Below are 21,168 nucleotides of genomic sequence, written 5' to 3'. Positions count from 1 at the left end.
ATAGTCCGGTTCGGCGCGAGATGTCGCGGATCGAAAGATGGTCTCGGTAGTGCCAGCGTCGGATGACGCTCAATAACTCCATGTCGATCACTCCGATGTCCCCCACACAATCCGTGTGGGAGGAGCTTCAAACATGGGTCAATTCTCGATGGAAAAACCTCCGTCGACTGGGTCACTTCTCAGTGGAAATCAACAAAGGTGATGCATATCCGGCGCTGTCGAACCACATCGGGGCGCCGATCAACACCACTCTGATTCTCGACCACTGGGACGATCTGCTCCATCTGGCGTCGTCGATTACGACGCGATCCGTGGTGCCGTCTACAATCTTGAAGAAGCTGTCCGCATCACCGAGGGAAAGCCAGCTCGCAAGGGCGCTGCGCGAACTCGGCCGGATCGAGCGATCGCTGTTCATGATCGAATGGTATTCGCCCAGCGGAGGCCGTAATATTGACCTACCCTGAACATGTCGATATATTTTGTTTTTTTCGACATGTCGGTGGAACATGTCGATGCCGACGACATGTGCAGCCAATGTGTCGATTAAAGTGCAGGTGATCGACATGACGTTTCGGCCGAACATCCCTTATAACGATCTGCCGCTCTTGCCCCCGACTGCAGATATCGAGACGAGGGCTGTTCTGAAAGCCTGCATCGCAGCGCGCGCTGCCTTAGCCGAACTGAAGATTTCGGGACAGCTCATTCCCAACCAGGCCATCTTGATCAACTCCATTCCTCTTCTGGAAGCCCAGGCCAGCTCGGAAATCGAGAACATCGTCACAACCACCGACAAACTGTTCCGGTTCGCGAATGAGGCTGGCGCACAGGCCGATCCGGCGACCAAGGAAGCACTGCGCTACCGCACTGCATTAAGCGAAGGTTTTGAGATGCTGCGGCGGCGCCCCGTGTCGACTTCGACGGCAATCGCCGTTTGTAGCACAATCAAAGGCGTCGACTTGGATATTCGGGCGACGCCAGGAACGGCTCTGATGAACGAGGCGACCGGCACCGTCATCTACACACCGCCCGAGGGACAGAATCTGCTGCGGGATAAGCTGGCCAACTGGGAACGCTTCATCCACGAAACCGAAGACGTCGATCCCCTCATCCGGCTAGCCGTGATGCACTATCAGTTCGAGGCCATCCATCCGTTTGTCGACGGTAACGGTCGAACCGGTCGTGTTCTCAACCTCCTCTACCTCGTCGATAAGGGGTTGCTGGACATCCCAGTGCTCTATTTGAGCCGTTACATCATTGCGAACAAGCGTGCCTACTATGACGGACTTCTCGCCGTCACAACCGAAGGGACCTGGGAGAGCTGGATCCTGTACATGCTTGAGGCGGTACGGGAGACTGCTGTCTGGTCCACCTCGCGCATCGGCGCAATCCGCAAACTGCTCGACCAGACCGCCGAACGAATACGGAGCGGGTTGCCAAAGATCTATTCGCGTGAGCTGGCCGAGGTGATCTTCGTCAATCCGTATTGCCGCATCAGCGATCTGGTCGCGGCCGACATAGCCAAGCGACAGGCGGCATCCACCTACCTCCAAGCCCTGGCAGAGCACGGGTTGCTCGAGCAAATGAAAGTCGGTCGTGAAAGCCTCTACATTAATCCGGCGCTGCTGGCTCTGCTTCGCGATAGGTCCGCAACGTGACCAAGAGCCGTTCAATACGGTGTGAAATGGTGAAGGCGATTGCGGCGGCAACGGAGCTCACCGGGGATGTTGACAAGGCGATCTACTGGTATCGTAACGAACCGATTGCCGACTATGGCCATCGCACCCCTGCCGAGCTCGTTGCAGACGGACAGGTCGATGCGGTTTTGACCTTTATTCGAGATTTCGAAAACGGACCTCGTGGGTGAAGACAGCCTACATCCGATCTGACGCTGCAATGCCGGTCAAGAAGCCTTATCCTCGACGAGATCCGCCTCCGGCTCTTCGCCATCGCCCTCCCCGCCGCCGACCAGTCCTGCGGGAAGATCCCCGGCAAGCAGCTTTTCCTTCGACAACAATCCGGCGTCTTCCAGCGCCTCGAAATCCGGCAGGTCGCGCAACGTATCGAGCTCGAACTGGAGCAGGAATTCTTTTGTCGTCACATAGGTATAGGGCGCACCGGGCGTCGGGCTGCGCGGTCCGGATGCGATCAGCTTGGCGCCGCGCAGATGACCGATCAGGTCCCGCGACACTTCCTTGCCGAAGAAGGAAGAAAGTTCTCCGCGCGTGATCGGCTGGAAGTAGGCGATGCACATCAGCACCAGCACTTCGGACTGCGTCAGGTTAGTTTTTGTCTCACCGCCGCCGACCGCCGCACGGATGGCATCGGCATAGGCTGGCCGCGTCAGGTGCTTCCAGCCACCGGCGACGCTGACCAGATCATAAGGCCGGCCACGCAGCTCTTCGCGGATGTCATCGATGAGAAGGTCAATGCTGCAGTTCTTGCCGACGATGCGCGCCAGCGTCTCGCGGCCCACCGGCTCGCTGGCGGCAAAGATCGTCGCCTCGACGCGCTGCATCCATTCGCGCCAGCGCGCCTCCGGCGGCAGATGATCCAACTCGCGGTCTAACAGCGCATTTTCGTCCGCCCTGCCTCGTCGCTTGCGCGCAGCCTCCGTCATTGCCTTCACAGCCCGTAGATGCGAAAGGTCGGCCGACCTGACAGCTCGCGCACAGCGCCTAACTCGACCAGCCGATCAAACAGGCGACGCAGGCCGCGGTCGCTCATGCCAGCGATTTTCTCGGACGCAACGATGGCGTCATCGGACAAAAGCTTGTCGACGACAGTATCCGCCGCCTTGGCCCTGAGTTTTGGCGCGACTGCGAGCAGCCGGTCCGCCCGACGCCCGAGCTCGGCCGACAGATCAATCGCGCGCAACGCCGCACGCGCCTGCGCGGCCAGCAGATTTTTTGCCCGGGCGCTCTCATCGTCGACGCTTGCCGCGATGCCTGTTCCGGATCGCCGTGGACGAGCGAGACCAGCCGCATTGACCTCCGCACCGAGCAGCGGCACAGCATGAGTCCAGCGTAGGCGCTGTGCGACCATCGCGTCGGCAAACCAGGCGCCGACGGCGCGTCCGAAAGCTTGGCGCTCGGCCGCCATGAAGGCGCCAACCACCATGTCGACTATCCCGCCTGCTGCGAGCCCGCGGAGCTCGCCCGTCAGGTTGCCGAGCGCGTCGTCGTCGGGTGCGTGACCAAATTCCTCCAGCACCGCGCCGAGGTCTTTTCTCGTCAGCAAATCTTCTGATGGCCGTGTTACCAACCGGCGCCAGGCCAAAAACATGCGTCCAGCCGGGCCGACGTCATCGCCTGGCTTTGTCAGTAGTACGGCGTCGCGCAACGCGGCTTCATCTTCTACGCGTCCCGCTTGTTTTACTGAGAGTGCAGCGGCGGCGAGCGCCAGCCGTTGCCGCCAAGCGCCAGCCCAGCGGTCCTGCCGGCAGACTACGGCATCAAGAGAGCCGATGGCGGCGCCAGCGGCCAACGCGATATCCTCAAGACTGTGCGCTGCAAAGCTTTGCGCATCAGGGACAGCGCGCCTGAGCCACGTCGGGACAGTCGCACCCGCGGCAGCCACAGCGGTTCCGGGAAGCGAGGCCACGCGAGGCATTGAAGGTCTGGGCCGCAGAATCATCGCCAACAGGATGAATCATCGCGGCGCTTTTGGCAATCCGGAGGCGAGCATACCGCCGCACCCGTCATGCAGCAATTACGAACGATAATGTTGCATTATCCGTCGTCTTTGACAGCAGGCGGAAACCAAGGTAGAAACCATCACAAAGGTAGATTTCTGGAGCCCCACGTGTCCCTGAACATCAAAAATCCGGCCACGGTTGCCCTCGCCGACGAACTCGCGCGCCGCCAGGGTATCAGCAAGACGGCGGCAATTCATCAGGCGCTGAGCGAGCGGCTGCACCGCTTGGGTTTCGGCGACACTGCCCAGGAGCGTCTGCTCGCGGAACTCCGCACTATCCGGGAAAGAGTGGCGCGGTTGCCTGATCTCGACCGCCGGAGTGACGAGGAAATTGTTGGCTACGACGAGCACGGAATTCCGAACTGATGGTGATCGATACCTCGGCGGTTGTGGCAATCCTTCGTAGCGAGCCCGAGGCGGCAAGGCTTGAACGAGCGTTGGTGTCGGACCCTGTCCGTTTGATCCCGGCAACCTGCGTGATCGAGGCGCGCATGGTGCTGGTCAGCAGACGCGGCGAACATGCATTAGCCGAGATCGATCTCTGGCTCCGCAAGATCGAGGCTGAGATCATTCCTGTCGACTCCCAGATGGTTGATCTGGCGACCCAGGCCTGGTTGACCTACGGCAAGGGCCGCCATCCGGCTGCCTTGAATTTTGCCGATTGCCTCTCCTACGCTTTGGCAAAGCGGGCAGACGAAGCGCTGCTGTTTATCGGCAGCAACTTTTCTCAGACGGATATCGAAGCGGCATGATGGCTGGCATCGGACAAGGGCCGTCGGATGCTTCCGGGGACGAGGAGATGCCCGACATCATCGACATCGTGACGGAGATGGGACGTGCCGGGGAGCCGGCGAAATCCCCCTCCCCTGCCCTGCCGGCCCAGACGGTAGCGCGACTTCCCGGCCACCTGCAAAAACTCGCAGACCATGCGCGTGACTATGTCGAGGCGGCAAGCTCCGCCAATACACGGCGCGCCTACAGTTCCGACTGGAAACACTTTTCGAGCTGGTGCCGGCGCCAGGGTTTTTCCCTGATGCCGCCCGATCCACGGACAGTGGGGCTGTACATCACCGCGATCGCGTCCGGCGCGGACACAGGCACCCCGGCCGGAGCAAAAAAATCGGTGTCGACGATCGAACGCCGACTTTCTTCCCTCTCCTGGAACTATTCCCAACGCGGGCTGACGCTGGATCGCAAGGATCGCCACATCGCCACTGTCATGGCCGGCATCCGCAACAGGCACGCCTCCCCTCCCCGCCAGAAGGAAGCAATCCTGCCCGAAGACCTGATCGCCATGCTGGACACACTCGATCGCGGCACGCTGCGTGGCCTGCGCGACCGTGCCATGCTTTTGCTCGGCTTTGCCGGGGGGCTGCGCCGTTCCGAGATCGTCGGGCTGGATGTTGGCCGTGACCAAACTGAAGATAGCCGCGGTTGGGTGGAGGTTCTGGACAACGGTATGCTGGTAACGTTACGCGGCAAGACCGGTTGGCGCGAGGTCGAGATCGGGCGCGGCTCGTCCGACACGACCTGTCCGGTCGTGGCCTTGCAGACTTGGCTCAAGCTGGCGCGCATCGCGCACGGTCCCCTATTCCGTCGCGTCACTGGCCACGGGAAGGCGGTTGGCGCCGAACGACTCAACGACCAGGAAGTCGCCCGCCTGGTTAAGCGAGCCGCGCTCACCGCAGGCGTGCGTGGCGATCTGCCAGAAGGCGAACGCAGCAAGCTCTTCGCCGGACATTCCCTGCGATCTGGTCTCGCGTCCTCGGCCGAGGTCGACGAGCGCTATTTGCAGAAGCAGCTTGGTCATGCCTCCGCGGAGATGACGCGCAAATACCAACGCCGGCGCGATCGGTTTCGCGTAAATCTCACCAAAGCATCGGGATTGTAGGAATGCACCCTCCCCTCCCCCGCTCGATCATCGACGTAGGTGGTCAGGTCGTCTTAGCCGACGACAATACCTCATCGAGCACCGCCAGCGCGGTATCCACACAATCGGTCGCCGGACGCTTCGTAGTCAGGCATGATCATCAGCTGGGCGATTGTGCGGTCAACAAACTCCAGATTCAGCCTTCACACGTCTCGAAGGCTTTCCTATCAGAGCACCGGCGACGATGAAGTCGATTTCTCTTACACCCGAATAAGCGAAATTCTGAAACCGAATCCTGTCTCCTCGATAGTCCGATTGCACCACATCCGACCGCAGGCAACTTCTGGGCGGATCGTTGAACCCGAGCAGCTTTGGATCATCCAGAATCATATCGACGTCATGGCTTTCGCGATGTCCGATCTGGATCATCGTCGCCGTGTCGCCACCAAACGACCATTCGACGTCGTAGCCGCCGGCATTCTCTCGAAGCTGATCAAGCAGGTCGACGGCAATATGAAAAGCCGTCGCCATTCGGAAGAGCGCCGGCCATCCTCTCGTGCCAGCATGCTGCGAGCGGATAGCTTTCGCTTTCCCAGGTAGCAAATGCGGCAGCGAACGCCTTCTGGTCGGGGACTGCGATATGATGCAAAGAAGCGAACTCGACTTGTAGTGCCGGGAAAGCCTCACAGAGGAAGGTGCTGACATGTCCCGGATACTGTCTGGCGAGGTCGATATCATCAAGGCGATACGCGCTCATCGCGCCGTCCAACCGCACGCTGTGGGGCGCATTCTCCGTCGCTTGTTCAAAGTAGCTATAAGGTAGCCCCTTCGGGCTCGTGACACCGGCTGCTATCCCGAGATCTGATAACGGAGCCGACGACAAATGAGATAGTGACCGTGACGATTGATATTCCGTAGCGATCATGCACGCCTCCCGGCGCTCATTTGGAGAACACCCCTGTGCAAAGGGCATTTTCGATTGAAATTATTGCGGAAAAGCCGTCTTTAGACTGCCGTCTATCTTCACGCTCTTCAGACCTTGCCGTGATAATCGCTGGACCGACGCTTAGATGCATCAGCTCCGTATCCAATCTGCTGCAGTCAAGGACGGATAGCAGGTCATTGAGCTAACAAAAGCATCCTGGTCAGGCAAGGTGACGGAGATCGCCGCCAGGGCTACGAACTGGGGTTAACGGGTATTTACGATTGGCGGGATTGGTAAATCTGTTCTGGCGGCTCGAATCGGATGCGCCGGATGGATTTGTCAATGCCGGGTCTTGGCGGCAAATCGCGGCTTGGGGCGCTGCTGGCGCATTTTTCGGTTATCGAGGATAGCCGCCCTCCGCACCGCGTGGCCTATCCGCTGGCCGAGGTGCTGCTTCTGGCGGTTTGCGGAACGATCGCCGACTGCGATGGCTATGACCACGCCGCCGCCTGGGGCGAGGCCCACCTGGCGTTTTTGCGTCGTTTCCTGCCATATCATCACGGGGTGCCGACAGGACGTTGGCTGACGATCCTGATGAACCGGATCAATCCGCGGCAGTTCTTGGCCTGCTTCACCGACTGGGTTCGAGCCTGCTGGCCGGATCGGCCTGAGCTTGTGGCCATCGATGGCAAGACCGCGCGGCGCAGTCACGACCTAGGCGCCGGCCAACCGGCGCTGCATCTGGTTTCGGCCTTCGCCACCACCTCCGGCCTTGTGCTTGGGCAGGAAGCGGTCGCCGACAAGTCCAACGAACTTGCCGCCATCCCGGTGCTGCTGGAACGTCTTGCCGAAGCGGGCGGGTTCGAAGGAGCCATCGTGACCATTGATGCAATCGCCTGCAATGGCGATGTTGCCAGGGCAGTGCGGGCAGCCGGGGCCGACTATCTTCTGGCCATCAAGGCCAACCAGCCGACCCTGCGCCGCGAGATCGAGATCTTCTTCGCCGATGCTCCGCAAGCCAGCCTCGAGCGCGCCGGCGACATCGACAAGGGCCATGGCCGCATCGAACAGCGCACCGTCACGGTGGCGCGGGAGGTCGAATGGCTGCGCGGCGACCGGCGTTTCCCCGGTGAATTGCGTCTGCCCGATGTCGCCGCCGTCATCAAGGTCGCGAGCAGGGCCGAACTGAAGGATCGATGCCGTTTCGAGACGCGCTACTGCATCACATCGGCCAAGCTCGTCGCACAAGCCGCCGCCAACGCCCTTCGCAGCCATTGGCGCATCGAAAACCAGCTCCATTGGGTTCTCGACGTCGTCTTCAAAGACGATCAGTCGCGCCTGCGCAAGGGACACGGCGCCAAGACCATGGCTGCCGTCCGGCACTTCGCCATCAACCACCTCAGACAGGCCGAAGAACCGGCCAGACCCCCACACACCGGGTCACGCCGCAAAACCAGCAAGCCGCCGGCGCGACGCAAAAATAGCATCAAGCTACCCCGAAAATGCGCCGCTTGGGATACTCAATATCTCGGCACAATCCTGAACGCTAAAATCCGTTAACCTGGATTCGAGGCACTGAGATCGCCGCGCACCCAGCAGCTGCCTGGCGATATTTGCCGGTTGCACAGGCCCGGCTCCTGTGCCCACATGCGATGGGCTTCAAAATTCAACCCAAGACGTCGCCCGATACAGCACGCGGTAGACTGTGGTTGCGCCGCGCAGGTCAATTCTCGGACGAATAGTCGTTTAATGTTCTGTTAACTTTAAACTTGTTGTCGGGGAGGCAGAATCAGGCATAATGACGGCAATCTGGCAGTTTCCAGCGAAATGCCGTCATTTGAGGTCTCGACGAAATGAATGCCCCCGTCTCTGCTGCCAACAAGCAGCGATTTGACGACACCATTTCCGCCCATGGCCGCGAGATCAGCCGCAAGCTGAATCTCCTTCGGTTGGAAACATTTCCTCCAAACGCTACGAAAACGCTTCGCGACTTTTCGCTTGGAGAGGCCGCATATTTTCTCGGGGTATCTACCAGCAATTTGAAGAAGCTGCATCTTGAAGGCAAGGCAGTCCCACCAACAGTGCATGCGGGTGGGCGAAGATCGTATTCCGCTGAGCAACTTTTGCAACTCCGCCATTGGCTGGACCGCAACGGTCGCTCGGAGAGTAAGAACTATGTCCCCCATCGCCGGCCGGGTGACAAGCTGCAGGTGATCGCGGTTGTCAATTTCAAGGGCGGTTCCGGAAAAACAACAACGGCCGCACACCTTGGTCAGCACTTGGCGCTCACTGGCCACCGTGTTCTGGCGATCGATCTTGATCCCCAAGCCTCTCTTTCCGCTCTCCATGGCGTGCAGCCTGAGCTCGACCGGTATCCCTCAATTTACGAGGCAATACGGTATGACGAAGAGCGCAAGCCTGTTGCGAGCGTAATCCGCAAGACAAACTTCCCGGATCTCGATCTCGTTCCCGCCTCCCTCGAGCTGCAAGAATACGAGTACGACACGCCGCTCGCCATGCAAAACAAGGCTTCGCTAGATGGGAAGACCTTCTGGAACCGTATCGAAAACTCCCTGCGCGAAGTCGACAGTAACTATGATACGGTTGTGATCGACTGTCCTCCTCAGCTCGGCTACCTGACGCTCACTGCCCTAGCGGCGGCCACCTCAGTCCTTATCACGGTTCACCCGCAGATGCTCGATCTGATGTCGATGTCACAATTCCTGTTAATGCTTGGTGACCTACTGAAAACTGTGAACCGTGCAGGTGGCGGGGTCGACTTGGATTGGTTCCGTTACCTTGTTACTCGCTATGAACCAACGGACATCCCGCAGGCTCAGATGGTCGGTTTCATGCAATCAATCCTCGCGTCCCAGATGCTCCAAAATCAGATGCTGAAATCTACCGCGATCTCTGACGCTGGTTTGACCAAACAGACCCTTTATGAGGTAGAGCGATCTGGCATGACTAGGTCGACCTACGACCGGGCTATGGAATCCATGGAGGCTGTTAACACCGAAATCCGGACTTTGATACACACAGCTTGGGGTCGGCGACCCAAACTAGACGGCAGTCTAAATCCCGTTTTTCCGCTGTGATTTCAAGACGAAAAGCGCGTCTCCAGGTACATAAATGGCCAGAAAGAACATCTTCAATCGAATTCTCGCCGACGATGACGCAGTACACGTCGTGGCCGAGAACCATCTCGCCACGATGCCCAAGTTTGGCGCAGCGAAATCCATCTCCTCATCAATTGACGAGCTCACAAGACAAGCGGCGCTCCTGGCAGATGGCGAGGCGATCATCGAGATCGATCCTGCGGTCGTTGATGTTTCATTCGTCTCAGACCGGATGACGTCTTACGACGAGCAGTACTCGGAACTCGTGGAGGCAATTCGTACACGGGGACAGGACACACCAATCCTTGTCCGCAGGCATCCCTCGGCTGAGGGCCGCTACATGGTGGTATTTGGACATCGTCGTCTGCGTGCAGCAAGTGAGCTGGGTCGAAAAGTTCGCGCTGTTGTAAAGACGCTTGAGGATCTCGATCACGTCATCGCCCAGGGGCAGGAGAATTCCGCTCGGGCAAATCTGTCATTCATCGAAAAGGTCGTCTTCGCCCAGCACCTTGGTGACCGTGGATTTGGGCGGGAGACGGTCCAGTCCGCGCTGTCCCTGGATTACCAGACGCTCTCGAAAATGATGACGATACCGAAATCAATTCCTCCAGAGATTATTGAGAGCATTGGAGCTGCCAAAGGGATCGGGCGCGATCGATGGCTTGAACTCCGAAAGCTAATCGATAACCCTCGTAACGCCGCCGCAGCGAAGGAATTCATCAGCAGCGAGGGCTTCCTCTCGGCGGATTCAGACGGACGCTTCAACGCGCTGTTCGAGGCTCTCCACAAGGGTAGGAAGGTTGTCCGGAAGTCAATCTCGAAGCCGGCGGCCGTATCTTGGGCACCCGGCGACAGATCAGTCAGCGTAACCGCGAAAGCCGGCCCAAAGGACTACACATTGAGTATCTCGAAGGCCGAAGCGAAATCCTTTGGCGAGTGGATTTCTGGCAATCTGGACAGCCTCTTTCAGGCCTACAGACAGTCGAAACAGGAGAATTGAAACCGCAAAAGAAAAAGGCCCCCGAACGTCACCGTCGCGGAAGCCCTTCTCAACCTTTAGCAAGCTGAGAATCACATTTCCGCGTATCACTGTCAAGAGTTTAGGCGTCGATTTGGCGAGCAGATTTCTTTTGCCTGATTGAAGGTGAAGGAAATGGAGAGGGATATCGCAACGACTCCCTTCGGGAGTCGACCGATGTCGTTTGCCCTTATGGCAGCGCAGATGGAAGCCAAGGAGATTCCAGAAGGTAAGGCCGCCGACAAATGGCAGGTCTATCGCAATCTTTGCGAGGGAAAGAGCATCATCGGCATCGGCGATCGCTCGCTAGCCGTCCTGGCAGGCTTGCTGTCGTGCCATCCGGATGATGAGTTGTCCGAAGAGAACGGGTTAATCGTCTTCCCGTCGAACAAGCAGTTGTCGTTGCGCTCGCACGGTATGGCGAACGCGACGCTACGTCGGCATCTAGCAGCTCTACTCGATTGCGGCATCATCCTGCGCAGGGACAGCCCGAACGGCAAGCGATATGCGCGCAAGGGCAGGGGAGGGGTGTTGATGGACGCCTTCGGCTTCTCGTTGGCGCCTCTGTTGGCACGCGCCGAAGAATTCCAGGCCGCGGCTGAGCACGTCCGTGCGGATACCCGAGCGCTAAAACTCATGCGCGAGCGCATCTCGCTGCAGCGCCGCGATATCGCAAAGCTGATCGACGCAGCGATCGAGCAGCGCGCAGCAGGCGCTTGGCAGACCCTCTGGATGCGTTTCAGAGAAGTTGTGGATCGACTTCCACGGAAGGCTAGCATCGTTGAATTAGAACCGTTCGCGACTGCGCTCGACACGATCCGTGAGGAAGTGGACATCGCATTGAAAAGCTTCATGAATGCAACGAATCTGAGTGCCAATGAGTCTCAAAATGAGCTGCAGCAATCGGATTCACATACCAACCCTCTTTTTGAATCTGAACCCATTTGCGAGCAAGCCAGGGGGTCAGTCGGTTTCAACCCAAAATCGCAGGAGCCGCCAAAAACTTATCACCTTGAACTTGTCCTTAAAGCTTGTCCCGACATCGCGGACTATGCCGTCGCCGGCATCTCCGACTGGCGCGACCTCATGGCGACCGCTGCCCAGGTGAGAGGTTATCTCGGGATCTCGCCGTCAGCTTACGGGGAAGCGTGCCACGCCATGGGGCCGGAAACCGCCGCAATTGTCGTTGCCTACATCCTGCATCGAGCTCATCACATCAACTCTGCCGGCGGCTACCTGCGGGCGCTGACCGAGAAGGCAAGGACAGGACAGTTTTCAGTTGGACCTATGCTCATGGCCGCGCTCAAGGCCCACACTTCTCGGCCAGACAGCAAGGCAAGGTGGCTCGAGCGATTCGAAGCGACTCCCATGCCTGCGGGATTGCGGATCTGCGCTTCCGTGGGCTCTATTGATATGAAGCGCCGGTGCTATGACAGTTGCAGTGCCTGACGGAACGAAAAATCGCATTGGCGAGAGCTTTTCAATGATCATGCGGCGATCAAAATTCGATGTCAGGCGAGGCCGGTTCGTAACTGGACGTTGCAGATGTGCTACACTTGGGTCTTGTAACGACATGAAGCGTTCCGCTGACGGGTCGGGCTACTGGTCCTCGATCCTAGTTGACGCCGTAGGCGCGATTATCGGTCGTTTTATTTCGTCGACAGGCGCGGCGGTTTTTGTGCAATCCGATTGCCAATAGCGCCGCGTTGATTCATCTTGCTAGCGATGATTCTACGCCCCAACTCCTCGTTGTTTCGCCAAGCCACACCCTCCGGTGCCACTTCGGCCCCACTGGTGGCGACGGTGCCGACCTGGCTGCGGCGCGCCGTGCCCGACGCACAAAGCCTTGCGCACAAGAACGCTGAGGACGTGGCGATCGCAGCCGGCGCCGCCATAAGTGCTCTCGATGCGGTGATGCGCCGACAGGAGCGGGGAGTCGGCGTCTGGCGGTACCGCCTCGCGCTGGCGGCCGCTACGGTGACCGTACGGCAGGCGGGCCGCGTGGAGGATGAAGCCGCGTTGCGCGACGCGGTGATGCTGACACGGCCGGGTGACGCGGTCGGTCCCGCCGGTCTCATGCTGTTGGCTTGGCGCAGGCTCGCAGCACGGCCGGCCGAGAATCTTCTGACGGAGAGAAGCTTGGCCGCAGTGTTGGAGGAGTTTGGTCACGTCCCCGATAATGCGGTGATCGGCGATCTGGCGGACGAGCTTCGGCAACTCTGTGTCAGCGCCGGAGTGGCAGAGAGGCTCACCGGCGCGTTTATGGCCGCCGAAAACCAGGGGTTGGGACGTTACCTCGGATGCTGGCTCGCCGACGTGTTGATGGCGCAGTGGCTGGGCTGGACCCACGCGGTGCCGTTGTTGGGCACCGAGGCAGTGTTTGGCATGAGCTCATGCCGATCGCGTCGATCGACAACCACCGCTCCACCCCTGAGCCGCAAAGAGGAAACCGACCAGACGAAAAGTCTGCTCGCCGTCGCGGCGCGCGCTGCGCTGCGCGCCATAGATCTTTCAGCGGAACTAGATGTGAGCTTTCAGGAGGTTGTCCATTCGGTCCCAGCCGGGAAAGCTGAGGTTGTCAAAGCTTCAGTGATTCCCGGAGGACCGAATGAACATCCACAAGAATGCCCGTTTGACGCCATGCCGTCGAGAGGAGATGGCCCTCGGCGTTGTTGAAGGCCGTCTCTCCAAAGCCGTTGCGGCGCGGACATATGGCGTGACGGCGAAGGTCGTGGCGCGCTGGGTGGCGCGTTTCCAGGCTGAGGGCCGCGCCGGCATGGCCGACCGCTCGTCGCGGCCACAGCGGAGCCCGCGACAGACCGCGGCGCAGATTGCCGACGAGATCGCGACGCTGCGCCGCCAGCGGCTGACCGGCAAACACATCGCCAAGCAGACGGGGGTGTCGGCGGCGACGGTAAGCCGGGTGCTCAAGCGGGCGGGTCTTTCGCGGCTGAAGGACATCGAGCCGGCCGAGCCGGTGCGCCGCTACGAGCGCGACAAACCTGGCGAGATGATCCACATCGACATCAAGAAACTCGGGCGCTTCGAGCGTGTCGGCCATCGCATCACCGGCGACCGCACCGGCCAGTCCAACAGCCGCGGCGTCGGCTGGGAGTTCGTCCATGTCTGCATCGACGACGCCTCGCGTGTCGCCTTCTCGCAGATCCTGTCCGACGAAAAGAAAGAAAGCGCCGTCGCCTTCCTCGAGGCGGCGCTCGCCTATTATGCCAGCCTTGGCATCACCATCGAACGGGTCATGACCGACAATGGCTCCTGCTACCGGTCGAAAGCCTTCGCCAAGGCCTGCCGCAAGCTTGGCCTCAAACACCTCCGCACAAAACCCTATACGCCCAAGACCAACGGCAAGGCCGAGCGCTTCATCCAGACCGCGCTCAGGGAATGGGCCTACGCCGTCGCATATCCGACCTCAGACCATCGCGCCGCCGAATTGCCGGCCTGGCTCCACCGCTACAATTGGCATAGGCCTCACGGCAGCCTAAAATCCAAAACACCAGTCAGCAGACTCGGTCTGTCCGGGGACAACCTGTTGAGGCTCCACAACTAGAGCGCCGCGCGGACCGGCTGCTTGCGGTCGCGCCGAAACTCCGGCCAAAGCGGCGGGCACTGTTGTCAACAAGCTTCTGTCCAACGATGCGATCGTTGCCTCCGAAAAGATCGCCGGCATGAGTGACCGGGGCCTGCGCCGGCTGTTCGACCGGCTGGTCCAGCTTGGCGCCGTGCGCGAGCTTACCGGCCGCCCTGCCTTCCGCCTTTACGGGATATAGCGAACATGGTGGACGCGACACGCAAACGACGGACCAGGGCGGACGAAGATTCGCTGTTTGATCGCGAGCTCGATCATCTGCCGTCGGAAGTGCGCTGGCGCGAATGGATGCACCGGGTCGAAGCAGCTATCTTCGCCGCCAGCGAGCCGGTTGGGCGGGAGAGCTTGGCGCGGATCGTCGGCAAAAGCTGCAGCATCGATCATTTGATCCACGATATCCGCGTGGAGCTGCGCGGCCGCCCCTATGACCTGGTTGCCGTAGCCGGCGGCTGGAAGCATCTCACCCGGCCTGCTTATGCCGAAGCCATCGGCACGGCTGTTGGCGCATCCGAGCGCGCGGTCGACCTCACGCAGTCGGAGGTGCTGGTGCTAATGTGCGTCGCCTACTTCCAGCCCATAACCCGGGCGGACCTGTCGTCGTTTTTTGGAAGAGAGATTTCGCGCGATCTGATCGGTCATCTGCGCGGGGCGAAGCTCATTACGTCGGGTCCGCGCAGCCCGACTCCGGGCGCGCCCTATACCTACGTCACCACCAAGGAATTCCTGCAGGAGTTCAGCCTCGGCACGCTGCGCGACCTGCCGGAGTTCGAGGCGCTGGAAGACGCAGGCCTGCTCTCCAAGGAGAAGCTGCTGGCCGGCGAAATCATACCCGGATTCGCGGATATACACGATAGCGGCGCCAGCGTGGCACTCGACGAATAGACTGCTCCAGTCAGGACCGCGGGATCCAGGCGACCTTGTCACTCGTTGGATAGACGATTTCGCCGCGTGTGGCACCGGCCGCAGACAGATGCTCGTGCAACTGCTGCACATGTGCACAAAGCGCCGCGTCGTCTCCCTATTGACGCAAGACCAGTTGATTAACGCGAGGAAAGCGGGCTGGTGTGCTTTCCTCTGCTTGTGCTGCAACGCACACTGCAACAGCCAGATCAGCACGCCGCCAACGAGCAGCGACAAGGTCGTCGGCATCCTGTGAAGTGCTTCGCGACGGGCTGCTGGTTGTGATCCGGAAAAGCCAAGATCGCCGATGACGGCCTTGCCGAGAAAGCTCAGATACCGGTCGTGGATCGATCGCGCACTCCGCCTAGATGTTGAAGGCGAGCGTGAAGAAGAGCAGCGCCGACCCGAAGATCGGCACCGGCAGCCAGGCGACAAGTAGATCGAGTTCGCCGCGCGTCGGCGAGCATGCCGCCCCAGCTCGGTTCCGGCGGCACGATCCCATGCCCAGGAGCGAACAGGGTTGCCTCGAAGACGATGTAGCCGGGGATCATTTATGGTGGTGTTGACGATGATGGGCAGGGGCACGCTGAGATTGGACATATGTCGACGAGCAAGATCGATTGGGGGCTGGCACCCGGCGAGCGCGCAGAGCAGGGAGGGAACGCTCATCACCAGGTCCATCGCGCGGCTGAGCATTTAGGCCCTGGGCCGACGAGCTCGACGTCGCCGAGAGGATCCACTTCGTTCGGCCGCCAATAGAACGGATGAGACGAGGGGCCTGAGGACGCTTGATCGTCGTATCATGTGAGGCTATATTCTGTCTCAAGTGAACAAGGAGATTCCGATGCTTGCGATCACGTCCGTTGCCGACGTCCTCGGCCTGCCGGGCCAGGTTGCGCCCGTCTCGCCGATCGGTCTGGTCGCGCGGATCGAGGATGGCTTGCCGATCGTCGCCCTTGACCGTGTTGCGAACCTCGTTGCTCCGAAGGACAGCCAGTTCAAGTACCGGCTGGTGCCGCGGGCGACGTATGAGCGGCGAAAGGGTCGAAAAGTCCTGTCGGCGGAGGAGGGGACCCGTCTTGCTCGCCTCGCGCGCGTTTGGAGCCTTGCCGTAGATGTCTGGGGCGGCGAGGACGACGCGCGCGACTTCCTGTTTCGGCCGCATGCCATGCTTGAGGACCGGCGACCGGTCGACGTCGTCATCCAGAACGAAATCGGTGCCGAATTGGTGTTCGACATCCTGCAGGGCCTCAAATACGGCAGTGCTGCGTGACGGCGCAGATCCTCGACCGGACATTGACGGCCTATCGCATCGGGGATCCCGCCGGCGTCTTTCCGATCTTCGATGCTTCCGGCTCGACGGTCGCGCCTGGGCGCTGGAACACACCGGGAAGCCCGGTCATTTACGCGTCGGCGCATTTCTCGACAGCTGTTCTCGAGAAGCTCGTGCACGGCAGTGGTCGGTTGCCGCCAAACCAGCACTATATCGAGATCACTGTTCAGCGCGGGGCGAGCTATGAGATCTTCTCGCCGCCGTCGCTTCAGGGGTGGGATGCCATGCCACCCACCGTGAGCAAATCATTCGGCGAACAATGGTGTTTGGAGCGGCGTAGCGCCATCCTGATCGTGCCAAGCATCATTGCCCGCCTCGACAGCAACGTCCTAATCAATCCGGCGCATCCCGAGTTTCCTACCATCATGAGCAGTCTGCATCAGCCGGCCTATTGGGATCGCCGCCTGTTCGGGCTTTAACCCAAACTCTATCGCGCCGTCGATAGCGTTGGCGATACCGTCGACTTCTGGTTCAGCGAATACCGCGACCAGCGGCCAAGCAGTTTTCCAGAAGGCGCTTGCGCGCCACGGTCGACCGAATCGCATCGTCATCGACGGCAGCCAGACCAATCGGGACGCGCTCGTACCGTGCGATGCGGCAAGCCGCTTGAAGGACCGCTCACCACGTGAACTAAAGCCGGTTGAAATCCTGCAGAGCCAATATTCTCAACATGACTGCGGTGTGAGCCGTCGCCCTGCGGTTTCTGTTCTGGATAAACATTTGCAACAGAACCGGCGCCGGTCCCGTCGCGTTGCCGGGTCCGGTTAGCCTTTCGTCGACCCAGCCATCAGCCCGCGCACGAGGCCCCGCTGGGTGGCCACGGTGACGGCCAGCACGGGCAGGAGATAGATCGCGGCCACCGCCATCATCTCCCCCCACAACGTCTGGAACTGCGTGATGAGGGTTGAGATGCCGACCGGCATGGTCTGCGCCGCAGGCGTGCGGGTGATGGTTAGCGCGATGACGAATTCGTTCCAGGCAACGAGAAAGCCGAAGAGCGCGGCAACGCCGAGGCCGGGCAGCGACAGCGGCATGACGATGCGGACGAGAATCCCCGGCGTGCCGAGCCCGTCCATGCGCGCCGCCTCGACCAGCTCGTCGGGGAAATCGCGAAAGAAGCCGGTGAGGATCCAGATCATCAGGGGCAGGACGATGGGCAGATAGGCGATGATGAGGCCGAGCGGATTGTCGATCAGGCCGAAGGCGCGGAATTGGAGGAAGAAGGGCAGCGCCAGGGCTATCGGCGGAAAGACGCGGGTGACCACGGTGAAGGACAGCAGCGCGCTGGAACCCGGATAGGCGAACTTTGCAAAACCCCAGGCGGCCGGCACCGACAGCACGAAGCCGAGCGCGGTGGAGCCGCCGGCGGCGATCAGGCTGTTGACGAGATAGCGCCGGAAGTCGCCGGCAAGCGCCGTCCGATAGTGGTCGAGCGTCGGATGTGTCGTGAGAAGGGTGGTCGGCGTCACCAGGATCTCGCTGGTCGGCTTGAACGAGGTGGCGACGATCCAGTAGATCGGCACCAGCATGAACGCCGAGACGACGGCGAGGAAGACATAGGTTCCCGCGTTGCCCAGCCGTCCTGACGTTGGATTGCCGGCCGCCATCAGTTGTCCGGCCGCCGGTCGCGAAGCAGCAGAACCGCAAGCAGCGAGAAAGCCGCGGTGATCAGCACCAGCAGGATCGCCGCCGCGGCGCCGCCGGGAAAATCCAGCACCGTGAACATCTGCCGGTAGATGTAGGTCGAGAGCACGTCGGTGCTGTTGGCCGGGCCGCCGCCGGTCAGCACGTAGACGACGTCGAAGATACGGAACGCGTCGGCCAGCCTGACGACGAGGATCACCGCGATCACCGGCTTCAGCAGCGGTAGCATGATGAAGACGAGGAGTTGCCATGGCGTGGCGCCGTCGACGCGCGCCGCTTCGAGCGGGTCGCTGGGCAGGCTGGCGAGGCCGGCGAGCAGCATCAGTATGTCGAAGGGCAGCGCCATCCACAGATTGGCGATGACGATCGAGGCGCGCGCCAGCCAGACATCGGCGAACCAAAGGGGGCCGCTTGCGCCGAAGGTGCCGGCGATCGAGTCGATCATGCCGTAGCCGTCGACCAGGATGAACCGCCAGGAGAGCGCGCCGACAATCGGCGCCACCATCAGCGGCAGGGCGACGATGGCACTGAAGACCTTGCTGCCGCGAAGTCCGCGATGCAGCGCCAGCGCCACCGCCAGCCCGAGGACGGCTTCGAGCACGAAGCTCGCCAGCACGATCTGCAGCGTCTGCCACAGCGCCGCCCGGAATCCGGACGAGCCGGCGATGCGCGTGTAATTTCCAAGCCCCTGGAAGTCGGTCGTACCGCGCATTGCGGTCTCGGGCCCGTTAAGGCTCAGCCATACAGTCCACGCAACGGGATAAACCATGGTGACGGCGAGCGCGATCAGCGCCGGCAGCGTCAGCAGGAGTCCGGTCAGTGACCGAGAGCCGTCATATCGCCTGGCCGGGCGAAAGCGAGCCCCGGCGGGAGGCGCCGGGGCTCGTGTGCCGGGAGCGGGCTGCACTTCCCCCCTCAGGGCGACGCCATCGCTGCCTCTGCCCGCGACTGACCGTCGGCCAGCGCCTGGTCGATGGTCATCGCCTTGCTCATCACGCCCGAGTTCATGATGCCGAGGATATCGAGCAACTGCGAATATTGCGGCACCATGGTCATGCTCTTGCCCGCCGCCGCGGATTTGGCGAAGGCCGCAATCGCCGCCTTGTCGTCGTCGCCGATACTGGTGTCCTTGCCGATGAGGTCGATCGAGGAGGCGCGGGGCACGGGATTCAGCCATTCCTTGCCGAAGCCGTAGAGCATGTCGGTGCTTGTCGCCCATTTGATGAATTCGATCGCGCCGTCCGGGTTCTTGGCGCCGCTCGCCGCGGCAAAACCCCAAGAATAGACGGTGCCGCCAGGGTTCACCAGCCCCGGCGCGGTGGCGATGGCAAACTTGCCGCCGAGCGGCTCCTTGCTGAGCGAATAGAGATACGGCCAGACCGGAGCCATGGCGAGCTTGCCCTCCAGCCACATGCCTTGCATGTCGGCGAGTTCCAGCACGCCCTCCGGGGCGGCCTTGGCGTCGAAGACCATTTTGGTCATGAATTCGAGCGCCTTGCGGCCGGCATCCGAATTGATGGTCGGCTTGCCGTCCGCTCCTAGGAGATCGCCGCCCGCCTGCTGGTAGAACGAGTGAAGCCGGGTCGAGGCTTCGATGCCCTGTTTGCTGGCGATCAGCGTGCCCCAGATGCCCGCCGGACCGTGGGCCGTTTTCTTGGCGAAATCGAGATATTCGTCCCAGCTTGCCGGAGGGGCCTTGAGGCCGGCCTTCTCGAACAGGTCGGTGCGGTAGTACATGGCGCAGTTGTGGACCATGATCGGCAAGGCCACCAGCGCGCCCTGGTAGCTCACGGTCTCTATTGCCGTCTTGCCGAAGTCGGCGCGGTCGGCGTCGGTCACGTGCCCGGAAAGATCCCTGATAAAACCCTTCTGGTAGAACTCCGGCAGCCACACCTGATCGGCGATGTAGACGTCGAAGCCGCCGGCGCTGGAAAGCGCATCCAGCACGAATTGCTGGCGGATGTTGTCGTGCGGGATCGAGATGAACTCGACTTCGAAGCCGGAAGCCTTTGTGAATTCGGCGGCGTGCTTCTTGTAGAAGGTGTCGTAGGGCGAGCCCGCCTCCATCCCGGCCACGATCTTGCCGGAAGCGGCGAGCGTCCTGCCGATGAACGGCAGCGGCAGGCTCGCCGCGGTTGCGGCTGCCGCGCCCGTCCTGAGCAAATGTCGTCTGCTGATGGCCATCGCTTCCCCTCCCGATTTGTCGTTCAGTCCCATTCAGCGACCCATTGCGGTTCGTTGACGTTGCGCGATCCGGGCCGCGCCAGCGCGCTCATTCGAGCCATCTCGGCGTCGGAGAGCGCGAAGTCGAAGACGCCGAGGTTCTCCGCCAACCGCTCGATGTGGCTGGTCTTCGGGATAGCCGCGACGCCGGGCTGCTGGACAAGCCATCGCAGCGTCGCCTGCGCGGCGGTGCGGCCATGTGCACGGGCGACCGCTTCGATTGAGGGATCACCTACAACCTTGCCGAGCGCGATCGGGCAATAGGCGATAACCGCCATGCCGTGCAGGCGCAACGCGGCCAGCATTTTCGTCTGGTCGAGATAGGGATGGTATTCGATCTGCTCGGCTGCGAACGGCTCTGAGGTCAGGCGCCAGGCCTCTTCGAGCAGCCCTGTGGTGAAATTCGACAGGCCGATATGCCGGGCCCGCCCGTCGCGCTTGACCGCGTTCAGGGCGCGGATGGCGCCTTCCAGCGGGATCGCGGGATTCGGCCAATGGATCAGCAGCAGATCGATCTGAGGCACGCCGAGCTTTGCGAGGCTTTCGTCGACGGAGCGCTGAAGATCGCCGTCGGCCAGACGGTCCGGCCGCACCTTGGTGGTGATGAAGATTTTTTCGCGCGGCACGCCGGAGCTTTTCAGCCCGGCGCCGACGAATTCCTCATTGGCGTAACCTTGCGCGGTGTCGACATGCACATAGCCCTTCCGCAGCGCCGCCGAGACGATCTCGGAGCATTGCTCGCCCCTGAGTTGCCATGTGCCGAGGCCGATTTTCGGGATGACCGCTCCGGCCGAGTGCACGGCAAGGGTTTCGGATCGTTCTTCCGCCACTGGCGTTCC

The 21,168-nt window shown here is 61.1% G+C and carries 21 protein-coding genes and 4 pseudogenes; 17 read left to right on the top strand and 8 right to left on the bottom strand.

The features are described from left to right. Positions 1-194 precede the first annotated feature (194 nt). From ABMA59_RS29275 to ABMA59_RS29265, 3 genes and pseudogenes are all read left to right on the top strand, one after another. A pseudogene (locus tag ABMA59_RS29275) lies at positions 195-431 on the top strand (Tn3 family transposase); the annotation flags it as partial. A gap of 132 nt (positions 432-563) precedes the next feature. Next, positions 564-1,655 (top strand): protein adenylyltransferase Fic, encoded by a 1,092-nt coding sequence (gene fic, locus ABMA59_RS29270; RefSeq protein ID WP_349008913.1) that lies wholly within the window; start codon positions 564-566, stop codon positions 1,653-1,655. A 23-nt stretch (positions 1,656-1,678) separates the two neighbouring features. Continuing rightward, positions 1,679-1,864: pseudogene (locus ABMA59_RS29265) on the top strand (antitoxin Xre/MbcA/ParS toxin-binding domain-containing protein); the annotation flags it as partial. 36 nt (positions 1,865-1,900) lie between these two features. On the opposite strand, the gene scpB (ABMA59_RS29260) reads toward ABMA59_RS29265, so the two are convergent. Then, positions 1,901-2,617 (bottom strand): SMC-Scp complex subunit ScpB, encoded by a 717-nt coding sequence (gene scpB, locus ABMA59_RS29260; protein ID WP_349008908.1) that lies wholly within the window; start codon positions 2,615-2,617, stop codon positions 1,901-1,903. A 5-nt stretch (positions 2,618-2,622) separates the two neighbouring features. Continuing rightward, positions 2,623-3,609 carry a DUF1403 family protein gene (locus ABMA59_RS29255; RefSeq protein ID WP_349008912.1) on the bottom strand — a complete coding sequence of 329 codons (987 nt, stop codon included), beginning with the start codon at positions 3,607-3,609 and terminating at the stop codon, positions 2,623-2,625. Between the two features lie 192 nt (positions 3,610-3,801). Between ABMA59_RS29255 and ABMA59_RS29250 the strand changes: the two genes are divergently transcribed. Genes ABMA59_RS29250 through ABMA59_RS29240 form a run of 3 tightly spaced genes read left to right on the top strand, consistent with a single transcriptional unit; the run spans position 3,802 to position 5,584 of the window. Next, on the top strand, positions 3,802-4,059 hold the full coding sequence (locus ABMA59_RS29250; protein ID WP_349008907.1) for a type II toxin-antitoxin system VapB family antitoxin: 258 nt from the start codon (positions 3,802-3,804) through the stop codon (positions 4,057-4,059). After that, entirely contained in the window at positions 4,059-4,445 is a 387-nt protein-coding gene (locus ABMA59_RS29245) for a type II toxin-antitoxin system VapC family toxin (RefSeq protein ID WP_349008906.1), read from the top strand. Before ABMA59_RS29250 ends, ABMA59_RS29245 begins: the two co-directional genes overlap by 1 nt. Next, the gene (locus ABMA59_RS29240) at positions 4,442-5,584 is read left to right on the top strand and encodes a site-specific integrase (protein ID WP_349008905.1); all 1,143 of its coding nucleotides are present in this window, start codon (positions 4,442-4,444) and stop codon (positions 5,582-5,584) included. Before ABMA59_RS29245 ends, ABMA59_RS29240 begins: the two co-directional genes overlap by 4 nt. Positions 5,585-5,743: 159 nt before the next feature. Here ABMA59_RS29240 and ABMA59_RS29235 read toward each other — a convergent pair whose 3' ends face one another. Both ABMA59_RS29235 and ABMA59_RS29230 read right to left on the bottom strand, forming a co-directional pair. Beyond that, a complete protein-coding gene (locus ABMA59_RS29235; protein WP_349008904.1) occupies positions 5,744-6,094 on the bottom strand; it encodes a hypothetical protein in 351 nt (116 codons plus the stop codon). Beyond that, on the bottom strand, positions 6,057-6,488 hold the full coding sequence (locus ABMA59_RS29230; protein WP_349008903.1) for a hypothetical protein: 432 nt from the start codon (positions 6,486-6,488) through the stop codon (positions 6,057-6,059). The genes ABMA59_RS29235 and ABMA59_RS29230 overlap by 38 nt, the downstream gene beginning before the upstream one ends. A 330-nt stretch (positions 6,489-6,818) precedes the next feature. Between ABMA59_RS29230 and ABMA59_RS29225 the strand changes: the two genes are divergently transcribed. The 11 genes and pseudogenes from ABMA59_RS29225 to ABMA59_RS29175 all read left to right on the top strand — a co-directional run. Further along, positions 6,819-8,048, top strand: coding sequence for an ISAs1 family transposase (locus ABMA59_RS29225; RefSeq protein WP_349008902.1), 1,230 nt, complete (start codon positions 6,819-6,821; stop codon positions 8,046-8,048). 293 nt (positions 8,049-8,341) lie between these two features. Continuing rightward, positions 8,342-9,586 carry a plasmid partitioning protein RepA gene (repA, locus tag ABMA59_RS29220; RefSeq protein ID WP_349008901.1) on the top strand — a complete coding sequence of 415 codons (1,245 nt, stop codon included), beginning with the start codon at positions 8,342-8,344 and terminating at the stop codon, positions 9,584-9,586. A gap of 34 nt (positions 9,587-9,620) precedes the next feature. Continuing rightward, positions 9,621-10,607 (top strand): plasmid partitioning protein RepB, encoded by a 987-nt coding sequence (gene repB, locus ABMA59_RS29215; protein ID WP_349008900.1) that lies wholly within the window; start codon positions 9,621-9,623, stop codon positions 10,605-10,607. Between the two features lie 153 nt (positions 10,608-10,760). Beyond that, on the top strand, positions 10,761-12,074 hold the full coding sequence (repC, locus tag ABMA59_RS29210; RefSeq protein WP_349008899.1) for a plasmid replication protein RepC: 1,314 nt from the start codon (positions 10,761-10,763) through the stop codon (positions 12,072-12,074). 354 nt (positions 12,075-12,428) lie between these two features. Continuing rightward, on the top strand, positions 12,429-13,301 hold the full coding sequence (locus ABMA59_RS29205; RefSeq protein WP_349008898.1) for a DUF1403 family protein: 873 nt from the start codon (positions 12,429-12,431) through the stop codon (positions 13,299-13,301). Then, positions 13,234-14,190 (top strand): IS481 family transposase, encoded by a 957-nt coding sequence (locus ABMA59_RS29200; protein ID WP_349008897.1) that lies wholly within the window; start codon positions 13,234-13,236, stop codon positions 14,188-14,190. The genes ABMA59_RS29205 and ABMA59_RS29200 overlap by 68 nt, the downstream gene beginning before the upstream one ends. Further along, positions 14,184-14,410: pseudogene (locus tag ABMA59_RS29195) on the top strand (DUF1403 family protein); the annotation flags it as partial. The gene ABMA59_RS29200 and the pseudogene ABMA59_RS29195, both read left to right, overlap by 7 nt. Before the next feature lie 5 nt (positions 14,411-14,415). Continuing rightward, a complete protein-coding gene (gene scpB / locus ABMA59_RS29190; protein WP_349008896.1) occupies positions 14,416-15,111 on the top strand; it encodes an SMC-Scp complex subunit ScpB in 696 nt (231 codons plus the stop codon). Positions 15,112-15,973: 862 nt separating this feature from the next. Beyond that, positions 15,974-16,402 (top strand): antitoxin Xre-like helix-turn-helix domain-containing protein, encoded by a 429-nt coding sequence (locus ABMA59_RS29185; protein WP_349008895.1) that lies wholly within the window; start codon positions 15,974-15,976, stop codon positions 16,400-16,402. Then, complete coding sequence (locus ABMA59_RS29180; protein ID WP_349008894.1) at positions 16,399-16,881, top strand: RES family NAD+ phosphorylase; 483 nt, start codon at positions 16,399-16,401, stop codon at positions 16,879-16,881. Before ABMA59_RS29185 ends, ABMA59_RS29180 begins: the two co-directional genes overlap by 4 nt. 6 nt (positions 16,882-16,887) lie before the next feature. Beyond that, positions 16,888-17,119 (top strand): annotated as a pseudogene (locus tag ABMA59_RS29175) (DDE-type integrase/transposase/recombinase); the annotation flags it as partial. Between the two features lie 107 nt (positions 17,120-17,226). Here ABMA59_RS29175 and ABMA59_RS29170 read toward each other — a convergent pair. The 4 genes from ABMA59_RS29170 to ABMA59_RS29155 form a co-directional block, all read right to left on the bottom strand. Further along, positions 17,227-18,069, bottom strand: a complete 843-nt coding sequence (locus tag ABMA59_RS29170; protein WP_349008893.1) for a carbohydrate ABC transporter permease — start codon at positions 18,067-18,069, stop codon at positions 17,227-17,229. Next, a complete protein-coding gene (locus ABMA59_RS29165; protein WP_349008892.1) occupies positions 18,069-18,818 on the bottom strand; it encodes a carbohydrate ABC transporter permease in 750 nt (249 codons plus the stop codon). Before ABMA59_RS29165 ends, ABMA59_RS29170 begins: the two co-directional genes overlap by 1 nt. A gap of 203 nt (positions 18,819-19,021) precedes the next feature. Further along, entirely contained in the window at positions 19,022-20,290 is a 1,269-nt protein-coding gene (locus ABMA59_RS29160; RefSeq protein ID WP_349008891.1) for an ABC transporter substrate-binding protein, read from the bottom strand. A gap of 23 nt (positions 20,291-20,313) precedes the next feature. Beyond that, the gene (locus tag ABMA59_RS29155; protein ID WP_349008890.1) at positions 20,314-21,159 is read right to left on the bottom strand and encodes an aldo/keto reductase; all 846 of its coding nucleotides are present in this window, start codon (positions 21,157-21,159) and stop codon (positions 20,314-20,316) included. Positions 21,160-21,168: the final 9 nt, after the last annotated feature.

Origin of the sequence: Mesorhizobium yinganensis, assembly GCF_040081985.1 — a bacterium.
Classification (GTDB): Bacteria; Pseudomonadota; Alphaproteobacteria; order Rhizobiales; family Rhizobiaceae; genus Kumtagia; species Kumtagia yinganensis.
Note: the sequence above shows the minus strand (reverse complement) of the source record. Positions and strands in the feature narration are given on the sequence as shown.

Bases quoted from the DNA above. Each gene is read 5' to 3' on its own strand.
- ABMA59_RS29160 (WP_349008891.1), bottom strand. From the start codon at position 20,290: ATGGCCATCAGCAGACGACATTTGCTCAGGACGGGCGCGGCAGCCGCA.
- ABMA59_RS29235 (WP_349008904.1), bottom strand. From the start codon at position 6,094: ATGGCGACGGCTTTTCATATTGCCGTCGACCTGCTTGATCAGCTTCGA.
- repB (WP_349008900.1), top strand. From the start codon at position 9,621: ATGGCCAGAAAGAACATCTTCAATCGAATTCTCGCCGACGATGACGCA.
- ABMA59_RS29185 (WP_349008895.1), top strand. From the start codon at position 15,974: ATGCTTGCGATCACGTCCGTTGCCGACGTCCTCGGCCTGCCGGGCCAG.
- ABMA59_RS29165 (WP_349008892.1), bottom strand. From the start codon at position 18,818: ATGCGCGGTACGACCGACTTCCAGGGGCTTGGAAATTACACGCGCATC.
- ABMA59_RS29240 (WP_349008905.1), top strand. From the start codon at position 4,442: ATGATGGCTGGCATCGGACAAGGGCCGTCGGATGCTTCCGGGGACGAG.
- ABMA59_RS29225 (WP_349008902.1), top strand. From the start codon at position 6,819: ATGGATTTGTCAATGCCGGGTCTTGGCGGCAAATCGCGGCTTGGGGCG.
- ABMA59_RS29255 (WP_349008912.1), bottom strand. From the start codon at position 3,609: ATGCCTCGCGTGGCCTCGCTTCCCGGAACCGCTGTGGCTGCCGCGGGT.
- ABMA59_RS29200 (WP_349008897.1), top strand. From the start codon at position 13,234: ATGAACATCCACAAGAATGCCCGTTTGACGCCATGCCGTCGAGAGGAG.
- scpB (WP_349008908.1), bottom strand. From the start codon at position 2,617: ATGACGGAGGCTGCGCGCAAGCGACGAGGCAGGGCGGACGAAAATGCG.
- ABMA59_RS29170 (WP_349008893.1), bottom strand. From the start codon at position 18,069: ATGGCGGCCGGCAATCCAACGTCAGGACGGCTGGGCAACGCGGGAACC.
- fic (WP_349008913.1), top strand. From the start codon at position 564: ATGACGTTTCGGCCGAACATCCCTTATAACGATCTGCCGCTCTTGCCC.
- ABMA59_RS29230 (WP_349008903.1), bottom strand. From the start codon at position 6,488: ATGATCGCTACGGAATATCAATCGTCACGGTCACTATCTCATTTGTCG.
- repA (WP_349008901.1), top strand. From the start codon at position 8,342: ATGAATGCCCCCGTCTCTGCTGCCAACAAGCAGCGATTTGACGACACC.
- scpB (WP_349008896.1), top strand. From the start codon at position 14,416: ATGGTGGACGCGACACGCAAACGACGGACCAGGGCGGACGAAGATTCG.
- repC (WP_349008899.1), top strand. From the start codon at position 10,761: ATGGAGAGGGATATCGCAACGACTCCCTTCGGGAGTCGACCGATGTCG.
- ABMA59_RS29245 (WP_349008906.1), top strand. From the start codon at position 4,059: ATGGTGATCGATACCTCGGCGGTTGTGGCAATCCTTCGTAGCGAGCCC.